Source organism: Rhodopseudomonas palustris (assembly GCF_003031265.1).
Classification (GTDB): domain Bacteria; phylum Pseudomonadota; class Alphaproteobacteria; order Rhizobiales; family Xanthobacteraceae; genus Rhodopseudomonas; species Rhodopseudomonas palustris_H.
Map to the genome: position 1 here is coordinate 821,155 of NZ_CP019966.1, position 15,210 is coordinate 836,364.

Sequence of the window (15,210 nt, forward strand, 5' to 3'; positions counted from 1 at the left end):
TTAGTTGCGGCGCACAAGATGCGGCGATTGACTTCCCGCCGGCCCGCGCTTTCACTTCCCTCGTCGAGACGGCCATCAAGAGCCGCCGACCTTCCGAGGGAGAAAACCGATGAGCTTCGCTTACTTCGACTGGATCGCCCATCACGCCGAGGTCCGCCCGGAGCGGATCGCGGTGGTCGATCTCGCCACCAGCCGCGCCATCAGCTACCGCGCAATGGACGAACGGGTCGACCGGCTGGCGGCGCATCTCGCAACGCTCGGCGTCGGCCGCGGCGATCGCGTCGCGGTGCTGGCGCTGAATGCGGTCGAGACGCTGGAGGTGCAGTTTGCCTGCTTCCGGCTCGGCGCGATCTTCGTGCCGCTCAACGTCCGCCTCACGGTGCACGAACTGTCCTATATCGTCGGCGATGCCGCGCCGCGGGTGCTGGCGCATGACGACGAGCTGGCACCGATGGCGGCGGAGTTGAAGGCTGCGTGCGGCGTGCCGCATCTGCTGGCGTTCGGTCCGGCCTATGAGACCGCTCTGGCGAGCTCGTCGCGTCTCGGTAACGCCGAGCCGGTAACGCTCGATGACGTTTCGACCATCATGTACACCTCCGGCACCACCGGAAAGCCGAAGGGTGCCATGATCACCCATGGGATGACCTTCATCAACGCGGTCAATCTCGGCATCCCGGCGTTCATTTCGCAGCGCACGGTGTTTCTCTGCGTGCTGCCGCTGTTCCACACCGGCGGGCTGAATTGCTACACCAATCCGGTGCTGCACGCCGGCGGCACCACCCTGCTGATGCGCGCATTCGATCCGGGCGCGGCGCTGTCGATTATCGGAGATCCGTCGGTCGGGCTGACGCATTTCTTCGGCGTGCCGTCGATCTATCAGTTCATGTGCCAGCATCCGGCGTTTGCGGCGACAGACTTGTCGCGGCTGCAGATCGCCGGCGTCGGCGGCGCACCGATGCCGGTGCCGCTGTTGAAGATCTGGCAGGAACGCGGCTGTGCCCTGGTCCAGGGCTACGGCATGACCGAGACCAGCCCGGCGGTGCTGATGCTCGATGCCGACGATGCCGCGCGCAAGGCCGGCTCGGCCGGCAAGCCGGTGCTGCACGCCGACCTGAAGATCGTCGGTCCTGATGGCGAGCCGGTGAAGCCGGGCGAGATGGGCGAACTCTGGGTGAAGGGCCCGAACATCACCCCCGGCTATTGGAATAGGCCGGACGCCAACCGCACCTCATTCACCGACGGCTGGCTGCACACCGGCGATGCCGCGCGCGTCGATGACGAAGGCTTCTACTACATCGTCGACCGCACCAAGGACATGTACATCTCGGGCGGCGAGAACGTGTATCCGGCCGAGGTCGAGGATGTGCTGTACCAGCTGCCGGAGATTGCCGAAGCGGCAGTGATCGGCGCGCCCGATCCACAATGGGGCGAAACCGGAGTCGCGGTGGTCGCGCTCAAACCCGGCCAAGAGCTGAGCGAGGCGAAACTGCTGGCGCATTGCCGCGAGCGGCTGGCGCGGTTCAAATGTCCGCAGCGCGTCAGTTTCGTCGAAGCATTGCCGCGCAACGCCACCGGCAAGGTGCATAAGCCGACGCTGCGCGAGCGCATCCTGGTTCGCGAGACCGCCGACGCGTGATCGCACTCCGCCGAAGCGGGCGCAGTTCATCGATCATGCGCCGGCGAGAGCGGTGCTGATCAGGTAAGCGCCTGCAATGACGCAAGCTCCAGCTCCGACTGAATCGGACCCGGAGCTTGCGACCGCTGTGCCGCTCGTCGTTGCGCAGCAGATGACGTGATCGGTGGCGCGTTACGCCTTGCCGGCGTAGAGGCGGCACCAGCCGTTCTCGCTGATCGGGCTTTCGACCGTGATGCATGAGCTCGGCGGCCGGAATTGGCGGCAAGTGCCGCAGCGCTTGGCACCGTTCGGCGACTCCTGATAGCCGGCATCCTTGTGAGAGGCCTTCTTGGTGACCTGGGCATTCGCCGCAGCCACGCCGGCGCCCAGCATCGCGGCGACGCCCGCGGCTCCGACGCCGGCCTTCAGCAGCTTGCGCCGCGACAGCGGCGGCTGGTCATTGCGTTTGTCGTTCATCGTCTGTCGTCCTCCCATCGTTGTTGACGTTGGTTGGTATCGGCCGGCGGCCACGTCTTTGCCGCCGGCCGCAAGCTCGCCGCGTTCGCATGCGAGCCGATCCTGTCGCGATGCGGCGCCGCATCGCGGCGCTGCCGCTCACCATTTGGCGTTGAGCGAGACCTGGAAGTACTGCGCGTCGTAGTTCGGATTGGTGGCGCCCATGTCGATCATCCGCGCCAGCGTGGTGTCGACCAGATACAAATAGGGCGACATCAGATCCTGCTGCCAATTGTCGACGCTGTTGCGCTCCCAGATGTAGCGCGCCTTGACGTAGACCTCACCGGTCCAGCCCAGCTTCGCCACGATCGACGGATCGATGGTGTGCTTCAGCGACGCATCGAGCCGTTGATAGTTGGTCGACACCGTTGGGAACGGCCGGTAGACAGTGCCGCCGGCATTCGCCAGCATCGCGTAGCCGTTATAGGGGCCGTAGTCCCAATCCTCGTGCGAGAACGAGATCGCATAGCCGAGCTTGAAATCGAGGACGCCGGGAATCAGCTCCAGCGTGCTGGCGATCAGGATGGTCTGCACCTTCTCGAGCGTGTTGCTGCCGAACGCATTGATCGGCGTGGCGTTGGGCAGGCCGGTGGCGGAGTTGGTCAGGGTGCCGCTGCCGACCTGGAAGCGATCATAGGTTTCGTACAGATACGACGCCTGGATCGAGGAGCCTGGCGTGAAGCTGTAGGTGACGTCGATGCCGGCGTTCCAGGTGTTGCTCTTCTTCAGGCCGAAGAACAGCGGATCGTCCGGGTAGTCCTCAAACCGCAGGCCGGCGGTCGGTGAAATCACGAAGTCCCGAAACACGCTGCCGGCCGGGCCGGAAATGTCGAGGAAGGCGTTGGCCTTGGTCTGGTTGCGGTTCGCCATATCGAACTTACGCATCAGCAAGTTGGTGCCGTTGTTGGCGGTGGCGCTGTAATAGGTGTCGCGCGCCATCGCCAGGCCGTCGTAATTGTCGTAGCGGCGTTCGGAATACTGGCCGCTGGTGCGCAGCGTCGCGATGTCGTGGACCTTGAAGTCCGCGGTCAGCTTGCCGATGAACTCGTTGGTGACGTTGGCGTCGCGGCGGGAGCGGTCCCACTGTTCCCAGCCGAACGTGCTGCCGAATGTGACCCACTTGGCAGGGCGCCACTGCATCTCGCCGCTGGCATTCTGCTTGGTGTAGGACATCGATAGCGACCGCCGCGGGATGCCGGCGGCGATGCCGGTGGCGGACGAATCCTCGACCACGTAATTCGGCATCAGCAGTTCCGGCGTCTGGTTGTCGTTGTCGTAGTAGCGATAGCGCGTGGTGGTGCGGAATTCCGGCGTCCACTGAGTCGTCGCGGTCGTGTTGTAAAGCGCGGTGTTGACCTCGCCATTGAGGCTTGAGGCTGGCAGCAGGAAGGTCGTGATGTTGGGATTCACGGTGAACGGCATGAAGGCTTCGTTCTGCCGCATCGTGGTGTATTGGAACGTGCTGTTCCAGCGCGTCTTGAACGGCAGATCGATGCCGGTGGTGACGCCGGTATTGTAGGCCTGATTGCTCGGCATCAGGCTGATCCGTGCCGCCGGCGAGAACACCCGCGGATTGGCGGGGTCGAAGAACGGATTCTGCACGGTGAACGAATTGAAGCTGTTGTCGTAGAGCGAAAATCCACCGCCGACCTGGACGTTGTAGTGACCGCCCCACGGCGTCGGACCGAAGTATTGGCCGCTGAGCTTGCCGATCTGGGTGGTGTCGTCGATCGGCCGCGGCGCCTGCATCTGCTGCAGCCCGGTGGCGGCGAGGCCGCCAATCGGAAAGCCCGCGATCTGCGTGCCTTCGCGGGTCTCGTGGGAGTAGCTGGCTTTGACGTCCCAGTTCGGGTCGGGGGTCCAGCGATAGGCTGCGCTGCCCTTGCGGCGATCGATGCCGACGTCGATCAGATTGGTCTTGCCGGCCAGCGCGTTGGTCACCGCGGCGCGCTGCGCGGCGGTGGTAGTAGTCGCAGGCGCCACGATCGACAAGCTGTTGCCGGGGATGGTGACCGGCGTGGTCAGCGTGGTGGTACCGACGCCGTTCCAGATGCTCAGCGCGCTGGTGTTGTAGAGATGCGGGATCTCGTCCCACCCCAGGGTGAGGTAGTGTTCGCCGGCTTTCGAGAAGTCGAAGACGTAGCGCTGGTTGTTGTTGCCGATGTTGTCGGCGCGGAGCTCGTTCCAGTAGGTGCCGTCCTTGGTCTGCAGCGTCATCCGCAGATATTCGGCGTAGAGTCCCGGCGCGATCCGGCCGTACTCTTCGAACTTCGAACGGTTGTTACGATCGCCGCCGCCGGCCGGATTGGTCGGCGATACCCAGGGCGTCGCCGATTTCGGCGGGCGCTGGATGAACGAGCGCCAGCCGGCTTCGAATTCGCCCGAATATGACCAGCCACCATGGGCCGCATCGAAATCGGGGATCGAGCGCGCCGGCTCCTCCTTGGCCGCCGTTTCGGCGGTCGCGCTCAACGGCATTGCGGTCACCACGGAGATTGCGGCGGACGTCAGCAGGAATTGCCTAAACGCCATTTCAAAGGCCCCCTTCGCGCGAGTCGTTCCATCACCCTTGGCGGCTTGTTGGTGTGGCGAGCGACGGCGGCCGCAGCCGTCGCTGTCCCCGGCCCCGAACTATCGATGCCAGCGCGATCCGGACGGCGCGTTGGAGCCGTGGATGTTGTTGTGACAATTCTGGCAGGCGTTCCCGACCGCCCAGCGCGCCGACGTCGGCAAACCTGGCTGGTTGTGCGGGTTGGTATGGCACTGCTGGCACAGCCGCTGCCGCGCAACGATCAGCAGCGACTCGTGGTTGGAGCCGTGCGGTTCGTGGCAGTTCAGGCAGTTCTCGCGGACCGGCGGATGTTCGAACAGGAACGGTCCGCGCTTGTCGGCGTGGCAGGTGTAGCAGGTGTCGTTGACGGTCGCCTCGCGCAGCAGCTTCTCGGTCGCGCTGCCGTGCGGGTTGTGACAATTGACGCAGGTGATTTTGGTTTCGCGGATCGGCATGTGCGAGCTGCGCTGCACCTGCGCCTTGCGATCCTTGTGGCACTGGAAGCAGGTGTCCATCACCTGCACGGTCTTGAGCTGGTTGCGCGGCGACACCTTGCGCATCACGGTGTGGCAGTTGACGCAGGCGAGGCCGCGGGTCTCGTGCTGCGATCCCTGCCAATAGGTCTGGTCGCCCTTCTCGTGGCAGCTCAGGCAGACGCTGTTCGCCTCGGCGACGTCGAAGCCGCGGCTGTCGGTCGGCCGGAACGAGCGGATGCCACCCTTCTCGCGGCCGCCGCCGCCATTGACGTGCGCCGAGCCGGGGCCGTGGCAGGTCTCGCATTCCATCTTGCCCTGCGGCGTGACCTTGCCGGACTTGATGTTGCGGCCCATCACGGTCTGCTGAAACTCGTCGAACAGGCCGGCGTGGCAGGTCTCGCACGGCTTGGAGCCGACGAAGTAACGGCCATCGGGATCGCCCGGTGCGGGCGCCACCATTGGCGCACGCCCGGCGGCCGCAGCCTTCGGCTCGCGTGTCGCCACCATCAGGACCGGCCGGGAATCATCCGCCTTGGCGGCGAGGATCTCGATGAAGCCGAACTGCTTCGGCTGCTCGATCGTGTCGTCGAAGTTTTCCAGCGCGACCCAGGTGGTCACCGTGGTGGCATCCCGGACCGGCTCGGGCATCTCCGCCACGTAGTCCGGCTCGCGGGCGAGCCGGGCCGCCAGCGTATGGCGGGTCGCGTGAGAGCGCAGGATGCGCTTTTCGCTGAGTGTGGCGAGGCGCAGCGAAGCCGCAAACCGCAGGGTCTGGTCGAGCTGCGGGCCACCGTCGATCTGCGGAAGCGCCAGCAAAGCCTCGATTGAACCGTGTCTGGCAAACCGCGTGTCGAAGCGCGGACCGGTTGCAGAACCGCCGTGAGGTGAACCGTGGGGTGAACCATGCGCGGAGGCGCTGTGGCCCGACATGCCCCCATGCCCGCCGCCATGTCCGTCACCGAGCGCTAGGCCGTGGGCTGGCACCGGCGTGAAGTTTGGCTCGGTCTTGCCGGCGTTCTGCAGGCCGCGCACGTAGTTGACCAGTGCATTGACCGACGGATCGACCGCGTCGACTTGGCCGTCATGCGGCAAGGCGGTGTGCTCGACCATCGCCGGCTCAGCGCCGGCTGGCCAGGTCCCCCAGGCCAGCGCAATCGATACGAACAGCGACGAGATCCAGCTCCGGCGGCCGCGCCGATTTTGGTCGCGCGCAGCCGCCGCCCCCCGAGAGCCCCCCATTGCGTCCCCCGCAAGTGCTCAAAGCACGATGATTTTTGTCAGCCACCATCGATCGCCGTCCACGTGTCGCGGGCGACGTCGAGCGAAGATCATTTCAGTTTGAAAAAGTCCGTTGGTGCAGGTTCAGCCTGCATCACGACGCTTGCCGGATCTGTCCGGGAAGTAATTAGTCACAATCTGTCATCAAAATTCACATGCCGTACTAAAACGCGTATTTGATCGAGATCAATTACTCACATCTGTTAGCATATGCAGCGAGTGAGCTGGGGTGCGGTGGTTGAGTAGTCGTCGCTGTCGCGACTAACTCACGATTGTAACTAATCAAATTGCACTGTGCGCAATGCAGCGCTGGTGCGGATCATGGTGCTCCGCGGTGGTCGAGGTTGTGGCGTTCTGTCGCAGGGGTTGAGCGCTGCGCGGATATGAAGTGCTCTTCATCGACTAATCGCTGCGGCAACATATTACTTATTGTCGTGTCCAGTCCCGTGTTTGGGGTGGTCAATTGATTATCATTGGCGAGAAAATGATGATTTCGACCTGCCGCAAGGTGCTCAGTGGTGGCGCTGGGTGCTTCTTTGTAATCAGGTGCCGTGGAGGCAGGAGCTTGGCCGCGAGCTTGTCGAACCGTTGCGCAACCGTGGGATCGGTAGATTGGTAAGTGCTCGCGCGGCCTCGGCCTATCAATCGGACGAGCCGACTTCTAGCGGCCCGCAGGTCTGCGAGCCGCGTTGCACAACTGGGAGACCCAAGGCCTAACGGTCGGCGAAGATGCGGTAGCGCTGGGGCTGCAGGCCGATCCGGTCGCCGACCTTGAGGGAGTGATCCCGCGGGGCGTCGATCTCGATCAGCGTATCGCCACCGAGGCCGCTCAGCACGATATCGGCGCGCTGCATCGGGCCGAACGCACGTACGGCTTTCACCGCACCTTCGAACACGCCGCTGCCGCTCGGGCCGACCGTCACGTCGTGGCGGCGGACGAACAGCTTCGACGGGCCGGCGGCGGTATCCTGGGCTGTGAGATCGAGGTCGCGGTCGCCGAGCCGAACCCGCCCGTCACGCACCTCGACCGGCAGCACGATCGACTCCCCGATGAAGCCGTGCACGAAGGCTGATGCCGGGCGCTCATAGACATCGCCGGGCGAGCCGATCTGTTCGATCCGGCCTTTGTCCATCACCACGACGCGGTTGGCGACTTCGAGCGCCTCTTCCTGGTCGTGCGTCACGAAGATCGAGGTGACGTGAATCTCCTCGTGCAGATTGCGCAGCCAGGCGCGCAGTTCTTTCCGCACCTTGGCATCGAGCGCGCCGAACGGCTCGTCGAGCAGCAGGATGCGGGGCTCGATCGCCAGCGCGCGGGCGAGCGCGATGCGCTGACGCTGACCGCCGGATAATTGGTTCGGATAGCGATCGGCGAGCCAGCCGAGCTGCACCAGATCCAGCAGATCGCCGACCCGCTTCTTGATCTCCGCTTCGCTCTTGCGGATCTTGCGCGGCTGGACGCGCAGGCCGAACGCGACGTTCTCGAACACGTTCATGTGCCGGAACAGCGCGTAGTGCTGGAATACGAAGCCGACGTGGCGCTCGGCCGCGCCGTGGGCCAGCGCGTCTTCGCCGTCGATCGTCACCACGCCGGAGTCCGGCCATTCGAGGCCGGCAATGATCCGCAGCAGCGTGGTCTTGCCGGAACCGGAGGGACCGAGCAGCGCCATCAGCTCGCCGGTCTCGACCCGCAGGTCGACGTTGTCGAGTGCGCGGAAGCTGCCGAATTCCTTGACGATGTTGCGGACTTCAATGGTCATCGGGATGCAGCCCCTCTTCGATGCGGCCTTCCAGCACGGTCTTGACGATCAGCGTCACCAGCGCGAGCAGCGCCAGCAGCGAGGCGATCGCGAATGCAGCCACCATCTGGTACTCGTTGTAGAGAATTTCGACCAGCAGCGGCATGGTGTTGGTCTCGCCGCGGATATGGCCGGAGACCACCGACACAGCGCCGAACTCGCCCATGGCGCGGGCGTTACACAGCAGCACGCCGTACAGCAGGCCCCATTTGATGTTCGGCAGCGTGACGCGCCAGAACGTGGTCCAGCCGCTGGCGCCGAGCGAGATCGCGGCTTCTTCTTCCTGCTGGCCCTGCTCCTGCATCAGCGGGATCAATTCGCGCGCCACGAACGGGAAGGTGACGAAGGTCGTCGCCAGCACGATCGCTGGTACCGCGAAAAGGATCTGGACGCCATGCGCCATCAGCCATGGTCCGAACCAGCCTTGCGCGCCGAACAGCAGCACGAAGACGAGGCCGGAGATCACGGGCGAGACCGAGAACGGCAGATCGATCAGCGTGATCAGGAAAGTCTTGCCGGGAAAGTCGAACTTCGCGATCGCCCAAGCGGCGATGACACCGAACACCAGATTGAGGCCGACCGAAATGGCGGCCGCAATCAGCGTCAGTTTGATCGCCGCCAGCGCCTCCTCGTCGGCCAGCGCCGACAGATAAAACGCCACGCCTTTCGCCAGGGCCTCGGAAAACACCAGGATCAGCGGCAGGACGACGAACACGGTGAGGAAGGTGAGGGCGAAGCCGATGATCAGTAGCCGCACCCAAGCCGGCTCGGTGTGGGCGGAACGACGTCCGGCGGAGGCGGGCGCGGCAGCGTCTGCAGATGCGATCGCTGCACGCCTGACTTGACTGGTTGCAATCATCGTCATGGCGTCACGCCGTGGCCAGCGACCGGGACTGCGCCCAGTGCTGGATCCGGTTGAGGACGAAGATGATCAGGAACGAGAAGATCAGCATCACCACCGCGATGGCGGTAGCGTCGGCATAGCGGAATTCCGACAGCCGGATCACGATCAGCAAGGGAGCGATCTCCGAAACGTTGGGCAGGTTGCCGGCGATGAAGATCACCGAACCGTATTCGCCGACCGCGCGCGCGAAGGCGAGGGCGAAGCCGGTGAGCAGCGCCGGCGTCAGTGAGGGAAGAATGACGCGCCAGATGGTCTGCCAGCGCGAAGCGCCGAGGCATTCGGCCGCCTCTTCGAGTTCGGTGTCGAGATCGAGCAGCACCGGCTGCACGGTGCGCACCACGAACGGAATGCCGATGAAGATCATCGCCAGGAAAATGCCGAGCGGCGTGAACGCCACCTTGATGCCGAGCGCGGCCAGCGGCGCGCCGAGCCAGCCCTTCTGCGCGAACAGCGTGGTCAGCGCGATGCCGGCCACCGCGGTCGGCAGCGCAAACGGAATGTCGACGATCGCGTCGAAAATCCGGCGGCCCGGGAAACGGTAGCGCACCAGCGCCCAGACGATCAGCAGCCCGGCGACCAGATTGACGCAGGCTGCGGCGAACGCCAGGCCGAACGAGATTTTCAGCGCATGCAGGGTGCGCGGCGCCGTCACCGTCGACCAAAAGTCGGCGAAGCTCAGCTCGGCGGTTTTGACGAACAGCCCCGCCAGCGGGATCAGGATCATCAGCGACAGCCAGGTGATCGTCAGCCCCATTGTGAGGCCGAAGCCGGGCAACGAGCGACGTTGCGCAACAGCAGTCATGGCGTCACCTGTGCGAAGCTTCCATGTAGATCGACATGCACCAACGCAACATCGGCGTCATTGCGAGGAGCGAAGCGACCAAGCAATCCAGCGTCGTGCACGGAGCTGGATTGCTTCGCCTTCGGCTCGCAATGACGGGCGGAAGCACTGAAGATGGCGCACGCAGGCTCAGACTCGCTGAAGCGACCTATCACCCCACCCCTCTCCCCGCGAGCGGGGAGAGGGAGCGCGCTGCCGTTGCCGTGAAGCATGTCACCCCCAATGAGCGGTCGCGCTGCGACGCCCGCGTCGCTCAGTTCTTGTAGATCTTATCGAACACGCCGCCGTCGGCGAAGTGCTCGGTCTGCGCCTTGGTCCAGCCGCCGAACACATCGTCGATCGTGAACAGATCGACCTTGGCGAACGCGCCTTCGTGCTTCTTGGCAACCTCCGGATCGCGCGGACGGTAGAAGTTCCGTGCGGCGATTTCCTGACCGTCCTTGGAGTACAGGTACTTCAGATAGGCTTCGGCGGTGGCACGGGTGCCCTTTTTGTCGACGACGGTATCGACGACCGCGACCGGCGGCTCGGCGAGGATCGACACCGACGGTGCCACGATCTCGAATTTATCGGCGCCGAATTCCTTCACGGCGAGATAGGCTTCGTTTTCCCAGGCGAGCAGCACGTCGCCGACGCCACGCTCGACGAAGGTGACGGTGGAGCCGCGCGCGCCGGTGTCGAGCACCGGAACCTGCTTGTAGAGCTTGGCGACGAAGTCACGCGCCGCCTCCGGCGAGCCGGCCTTCTTCAGCGCGTAGCCCCAGGCCGCCAGGTAGTTCCAGCGCGCACCGCCCGAGGTTTTCGGGTTCGGCGTGATCACGCTGACGCCGGACTTGAGCAAATCGTCCCAGTCCTTGATGCCCTTCGGATTGCCCTTACGCACCAGGAATACGATGGTCGAGGTGTAGGGCGAGGAGTTCTGCGGCAGGCGCTTCTGCCAGTCCTTCGCCAGCAAACCCTTGTTGGCGATTGCATCGATGTCATAGGCAAGTGCCAGCGTGACGACGTCCGCCTGCAGGCCGTCGATCACTGAGCGCGCTTGCGCGCCCGAGCCGCCATGCGACTGCTTGATCGTGACGTTGTTGCCGGATTCCTTCTGGTACGCGGCGGCGAACGATTTGTTGAAATCGGCATATAGCTCGCGCGTCGGATCGTACGACACGTTGAGCAGCGATACGTCGGCCGCGTTCGCGGCGGTCGCCACCAACAGGCCGGCGAAGATGGGAAGGAAACGGCGAAGCATCGATGATCTCCATTGTGCTTGACGACGTCGGTGTCGTCGGCGCGGAGGGGCGAAAGTCACGAACAAAGCGGGCCAAGTCAACGAAACGGCATTTCAATGTTCGCTTAGTTGCAACAGCAATGTCCTATGAAGTCTTGATCGTATGGATGCCGCATTCCGTCTTGCCGCGTCCGCGCCAGCGACCGGCGCGCGCATCCTCACCCGCTTCAGCGCGGCTGGTACACGGCATGCAGCCGACGGAGAGAAAGCCCGACGCAAGCAGCGGATGCTGCGGCAGCTTGGCGGTGGCGTAGATCGCCGCGATGTCGGTCGGCGTGACATTGGCGAACGGATTGAACTTCAGCCGCTTGCCGTCGGCTTCGACGACCGGAATGTCGGCACGCACGCCGCCCTGAAAGCGCTTGCGGCCGTTGATCCAGCCGTCGAACGGCGCCAGCGCCCGCTTCAGCGGTTCGACTTTGCGGATCAGGCAGCATTTGTCCGGATCGGAAAACCATAACTCGCGCGCCGCATCGTCGCGATCGAGATCGGCGTCGAGCGGTTTGATCGAGCGTACGTCGCGCAGGCCGAGTACGTCGGTGAGCGTATCGCGATAGGCGAGGGTCTCTTCGAACAGCCAGCCGGTATCAAGGAACACCACCGGGATTGCCGGATCGACGTCCGCCATCACTTTCAACAACGCTGCAGACTCGGTGCCGAATGACGACACCAGCGCCAGCTTATCGCGGCCGATTTCGCGGAGCGCTGCGGCGATGACGTCGGCCGGCGAGGCGGTCCGCAGCGCGGCATCGAGTGCCTGCGCGCGCGTCTCCACGCCCGTGGAGGCGGGAGTGGAGAGGGGGAGAGATTGCGCCAGCTCGGTCATCGGTCACTACGTCCTGAGGTCACAACGTCCTGATCATCTCGGTCGATCACTCCGTCATTGTGCTCAGCATCTCGCCCGACCACGAAGGAGGATTGACTAGAAATATTTTCTATCTATGTATCTTACAAGCGCCGTCGATAGAAAATTATTCTTTCTGCTGATGGCTTTCGAAAGAGAAATTCCATCTCCGTTTTACGCGTTCCAGAGATGTCCGTTCTCCTGCTGCTTCGGACGGCGTTTCGAACCCGTAGCCACGACCGGCCCGGCGCTGATCCGGACCGCCAATTCGGGAGCTTGTCATGACGCTCGCTGCGCGAGAAACCGCCGCCCTGGTTTCGGTCCCTGAGCGGAGTTTGGTGCCTGAGCCGCCGCTTGCGGATCAGCTCCGCGCGATGGATCACCTCGACGCGCTGGAGGCGCAGAGCATCTACATCCTGCGCGAGGCGTTCGCCCGGCTGAAGAAGCTGGCGCTGCTGTGGTCGCTCGGCAAAGACTCGAACGTGATGATCTGGCTGGCACGGAAAGCGTTCTTCGGCCGCGTCCCGTTCCCAGCGCTCCACGTCGATACCGGCAAGAAATTTCCCGAGATGTACGCGTTCCGCGATACCTACGCGAAAGAGTGGGATCTCGATCTGCGTGTCGATCCATGCCCGCCGATCGACAGCGTCGATCCGACGCTGCCGCCGGCCGCACGCTCCGCTGCGCGCAAGACCGAAGGCCTCAAGCTCGCGCTCGCCAAATACGGCTTCGACGGACTGATCGCCGGCATCCGCCGCGACGAAGAAGCCACTCGCGCCAAGGAGCGGGTGTTCTCGCCGCGCGGCACCGAGGGCGGGTGGGATGTCCGTGACCAGCCGCCGGAATTCTGGGATCAGTTCAACGCCTCGCCGCCGCCCGGCGCGCATCTGCGCATCCACCCGATCCTGCATTGGACCGAGGCCGATATCTGGGCCTACACGAAGCGCGAAGGCATCCCGATCATTCCGCTGTATCTGTCGCAAAACGGCAAGCGCTACCGCTCGCTCGGCGATCAGGACATCACCTTCCCGGTGGACTCGAACGCCGCCTCGATCGACGAGATCCTGCTCGAACTCGAGACCACCAAGGTGCCGGAGCGCGCCGGCCGTGCGCTCGACCACGAAACCGAGGACGCGTTCGAGCGGCTTCGTGTCGCCGGCTATCTGTGATCCGCACCCGTGAGTGACGCCATGACCATCGCCGTTCCGCCCGCCTCGCTCGCCGCCGACACCGTTCGTCCGCTGGTGCGCATCGTCATCGTCGGCCATGTCGACCACGGTAAGTCGACGCTGGTCGGCCGCCTGCTGCACGAAACCGGTTCGCTGCCCGAAGGCAAGCTCGAGATGCTGAAGGCGGTGAGTGCCCGCCGCGGCATGCCGTTCGAATGGTCGTTCCTGCTCGATGCGCTGCAGACCGAGCGTGACCAGGGCATCACCATCGACACCACCCAGATCCGCTTCCGCACGCCGTCGCGCGACGTGGTGCTGATCGACGCGCCCGGCCACGCCGAATTCCTGCGCAACATGATCACCGGCGCCTCGCAGGCCGACGGCGCGGTGCTGATCATCGACGCGCTCGAAGGCGTGCGCGATCAGACGCGGCGTCACGGCTATCTGCTGCAGCTGCTCGGCATCAAGCAGGTCGCCGTCGTGGTCAACAAGATGGACCGCGTCGAGTTCTCGGCGGCGCGGTTCGGCGACATCAGCAACGAGATCACCGCGCATCTGACCTCGCTCGGCGTGACGCCGACCGCCGTGATTCCGATCTCGGCGCGCGAAGGTGACGGCGTGGCGGCGCGCACCGACAACATCGCCTGGTACGACGGCCCGACCGTGGTCGAGGCAATCGACAAGCTGACCCCGGCGCAGCCGCTCGACGCGTTGCCGCTGCGGCTCGCCGTACAGGCCATCTACAAATTCGACGATCGCCGCATCGTCGCCGGCCGTATCGAGTCCGGGCATCTGCGGGCGGGCGACGACATCGTCATCATGCCGGCCGGCAAGATCGCCAAGATCAAGACCGTCGAAGGTTGGCCGGTGACGCCGCTTGCCGGCGCGTTCGGCGCAGGCCGTTCGGTCGGCATTACGCTCGACCGTGAGCTGTTCGTCGAGCGCGGCGACGTGATCGGCCATGCTGGTAATGCTCCGCGCGACACCCGCCGGCTGCGCGCGCGGATTTTCTGGCTGCACGATCAGCCGCTCACCGCCGGCGCCTCGGTGCTGGTGCGGCTCGGCACCCGTGAGACCCGCGCGAACGTCGTGGCGATCGAGAAGGCGGTCGATCCCGGCGATCTCGCCAGCGAGGCCGCATCCGAGATCAAACGCAATCATGTCGGCGAAATCGACCTGTCGCTGTCGCAGCCGGTCGCGGCCGATCCCGCCGATAGCAATCCGCGCACCGGGCGGCTGGTGATCGAAATCAACGGCCGGATCGCGGGCGGCGGTCTGGTGCTCAGCGTCGATAGCGGCCAGCGCGCCGCGACCGCCGATATCGTCCCGGTGGAGTCCGCGCTGCTGCCGGGCGAACGCGCCGCGCGCTATCGCCACAACGGCGCAGTTTTGTGGTTCACCGGGCTGCCGGGCTCCGGCAAGACCACGATCGCGCGGGCGCTCGAGCGCCGGCTGTTCGATCGCGGCGGCTCGCCGATCCTGCTCGACGGCGACACGCTGCGTGCCGGGCTCAACAGTGACCTCGGCTTCTCGCCGGCGGACCGCGCGGAGAACATCCGCCGCCTCGCCGAGCTCGCCGCGCATCTCGCCGCCAACGGCCACGTGGCGATCGTTGCGGCAGTATCGCCGGCGCTCGCCGACCGCGCCGCGGCACGGCGCATCGCCGGGGATCGCTTCCGCGAGATTTATGTCGCGACGTCGGCCGACGTCTGCGAGCAGCGCGATCCGAAGGGGCACTACGCCAAAGCGCGCGCCGGCGATCTGCCGAACTTCACCGGCATCGGCAACGACTATCAGCCGCCGACCGCCAGCGAACTGGTGCTCGACACCGCGGGCCTGTCGGTCAGCGAAGCCGTGGGGCAGGTCGAGACCATGCTGGCGCAGACCGACGTGCTGATCGAAGACCTCGCCGATCTCGCGGCGCATATCTGACGC

General features: G+C 64.8%; 11 protein-coding genes. 3 read left to right on the forward strand and 8 right to left on the reverse strand.

The annotated features are described in order from the left end of the window. Nucleotides 1–109 precede the first annotated feature (109 nt). Nucleotides 110–1,636 carry an acyl-CoA synthetase gene (locus RPPS3_RS03865; protein WP_107342929.1) on the forward strand — a complete coding sequence of 509 codons (1,527 nt, stop codon included), beginning with the start codon at nt 110–112 and terminating at the stop codon, nt 1,634–1,636. Between the two features lie 171 nt (nt 1,637–1,807). On the opposite strand, the gene RPPS3_RS03870 is transcribed toward RPPS3_RS03865, so the two are convergent. From RPPS3_RS03870 to RPPS3_RS03910, 8 genes are all read right to left on the reverse strand, one after another. Further along, nucleotides 1,808–2,092, reverse strand: a complete 285-nt coding sequence (locus RPPS3_RS03870; RefSeq protein WP_107342930.1) for a high potential iron sulfur protein — start codon at nt 2,090–2,092, stop codon at nt 1,808–1,810. A gap of 138 nt (nt 2,093–2,230) precedes the next feature. After that, a complete protein-coding gene (locus tag RPPS3_RS03875; protein WP_107342931.1) occupies nt 2,231–4,663 on the reverse strand; it encodes an MtrB/PioB family decaheme-associated outer membrane protein in 2,433 nt (810 codons plus the stop codon). A gap of 99 nt (nt 4,664–4,762) precedes the next feature. Further along, nucleotides 4,763–6,397 (reverse strand): DmsE family decaheme c-type cytochrome, encoded by a 1,635-nt coding sequence (locus RPPS3_RS03880; protein ID WP_107342932.1) that lies wholly within the window; start codon nt 6,395–6,397, stop codon nt 4,763–4,765. A gap of 752 nt (nt 6,398–7,149) precedes the next feature. After that, complete coding sequence (locus tag RPPS3_RS03885; protein WP_107342933.1) at nt 7,150–8,196, reverse strand: sulfate/molybdate ABC transporter ATP-binding protein; 1,047 nt, start codon at nt 8,194–8,196, stop codon at nt 7,150–7,152. Then, a complete protein-coding gene (cysW, locus tag RPPS3_RS03890) occupies nt 8,186–9,100 on the reverse strand; it encodes a sulfate ABC transporter permease subunit CysW (protein ID WP_107342934.1) in 915 nt (304 codons plus the stop codon). Before cysW ends, RPPS3_RS03885 begins: the two co-directional genes overlap by 11 nt. Nucleotides 9,101–9,104: 4 nt before the next feature. After that, complete coding sequence (gene cysT, locus RPPS3_RS03895; RefSeq protein ID WP_107342935.1) at nt 9,105–9,941, reverse strand: sulfate ABC transporter permease subunit CysT; 837 nt, start codon at nt 9,939–9,941, stop codon at nt 9,105–9,107. Nucleotides 9,942–10,233: 292 nt separating this feature from the next. Continuing rightward, nucleotides 10,234–11,223: a sulfate ABC transporter substrate-binding protein gene (locus RPPS3_RS03905; protein ID WP_107342937.1), complete on the reverse strand. Its 990-nt coding sequence runs from the start codon at nt 11,221–11,223 to the stop codon at nt 10,234–10,236. Nucleotides 11,224–11,347: 124 nt separating this feature from the next. Then, on the reverse strand, nt 11,348–12,088 hold the full coding sequence (locus RPPS3_RS03910) for a phosphoadenylyl-sulfate reductase (RefSeq protein ID WP_107342938.1): 741 nt from the start codon (nt 12,086–12,088) through the stop codon (nt 11,348–11,350). A 392-nt stretch (nt 12,089–12,480) separates the two neighbouring features. Between RPPS3_RS03910 and cysD the strand changes: the two genes are divergently transcribed. Then, on the forward strand, nt 12,481–13,275 hold the full coding sequence (cysD, locus tag RPPS3_RS03915; protein WP_107342939.1) for a sulfate adenylyltransferase subunit CysD: 795 nt from the start codon (nt 12,481–12,483) through the stop codon (nt 13,273–13,275). Nucleotides 13,276–13,296: 21 nt separating this feature from the next. Then, the gene (cysC, locus tag RPPS3_RS03920) at nt 13,297–15,207 is read left to right on the forward strand and encodes an adenylyl-sulfate kinase (RefSeq protein WP_107342940.1); all 1,911 of its coding nucleotides are present in this window, start codon (nt 13,297–13,299) and stop codon (nt 15,205–15,207) included. The last annotated feature ends 3 nt before the right edge of the window (nt 15,208–15,210 follow it).

Coding starts and splice junctions, on each gene's coding strand:
- RPPS3_RS03865 (WP_107342929.1), top strand. CDS start 110: ATGAGCTTCGCTTACTTCGACTGGATCGCCCATCACGCCGAGGTCCGC.
- RPPS3_RS03870 (WP_107342930.1), bottom strand. CDS start 2,092: ATGAACGACAAACGCAATGACCAGCCGCCGCTGTCGCGGCGCAAGCTG.
- RPPS3_RS03875 (WP_107342931.1), bottom strand. CDS start 4,663: ATGGCGTTTAGGCAATTCCTGCTGACGTCCGCCGCAATCTCCGTGGTG.
- RPPS3_RS03880 (WP_107342932.1), bottom strand. CDS start 6,397: ATGGGGGGCTCTCGGGGGGCGGCGGCTGCGCGCGACCAAAATCGGCGC.
- RPPS3_RS03885 (WP_107342933.1), bottom strand. CDS start 8,196: ATGACCATTGAAGTCCGCAACATCGTCAAGGAATTCGGCAGCTTCCGC.
- cysW (WP_107342934.1), bottom strand. CDS start 9,100: ATGACGATGATTGCAACCAGTCAAGTCAGGCGTGCAGCGATCGCATCT.
- cysT (WP_107342935.1), bottom strand. CDS start 9,941: ATGACTGCTGTTGCGCAACGTCGCTCGTTGCCCGGCTTCGGCCTCACA.
- RPPS3_RS03905 (WP_107342937.1), bottom strand. CDS start 11,223: ATGCTTCGCCGTTTCCTTCCCATCTTCGCCGGCCTGTTGGTGGCGACC.
- RPPS3_RS03910 (WP_107342938.1), bottom strand. CDS start 12,088: ATGACCGAGCTGGCGCAATCTCTCCCCCTCTCCACTCCCGCCTCCACG.
- cysD (WP_107342939.1), top strand. CDS start 12,481: ATGGATCACCTCGACGCGCTGGAGGCGCAGAGCATCTACATCCTGCGC.
- cysC (WP_107342940.1), top strand. CDS start 13,297: ATGACCATCGCCGTTCCGCCCGCCTCGCTCGCCGCCGACACCGTTCGT.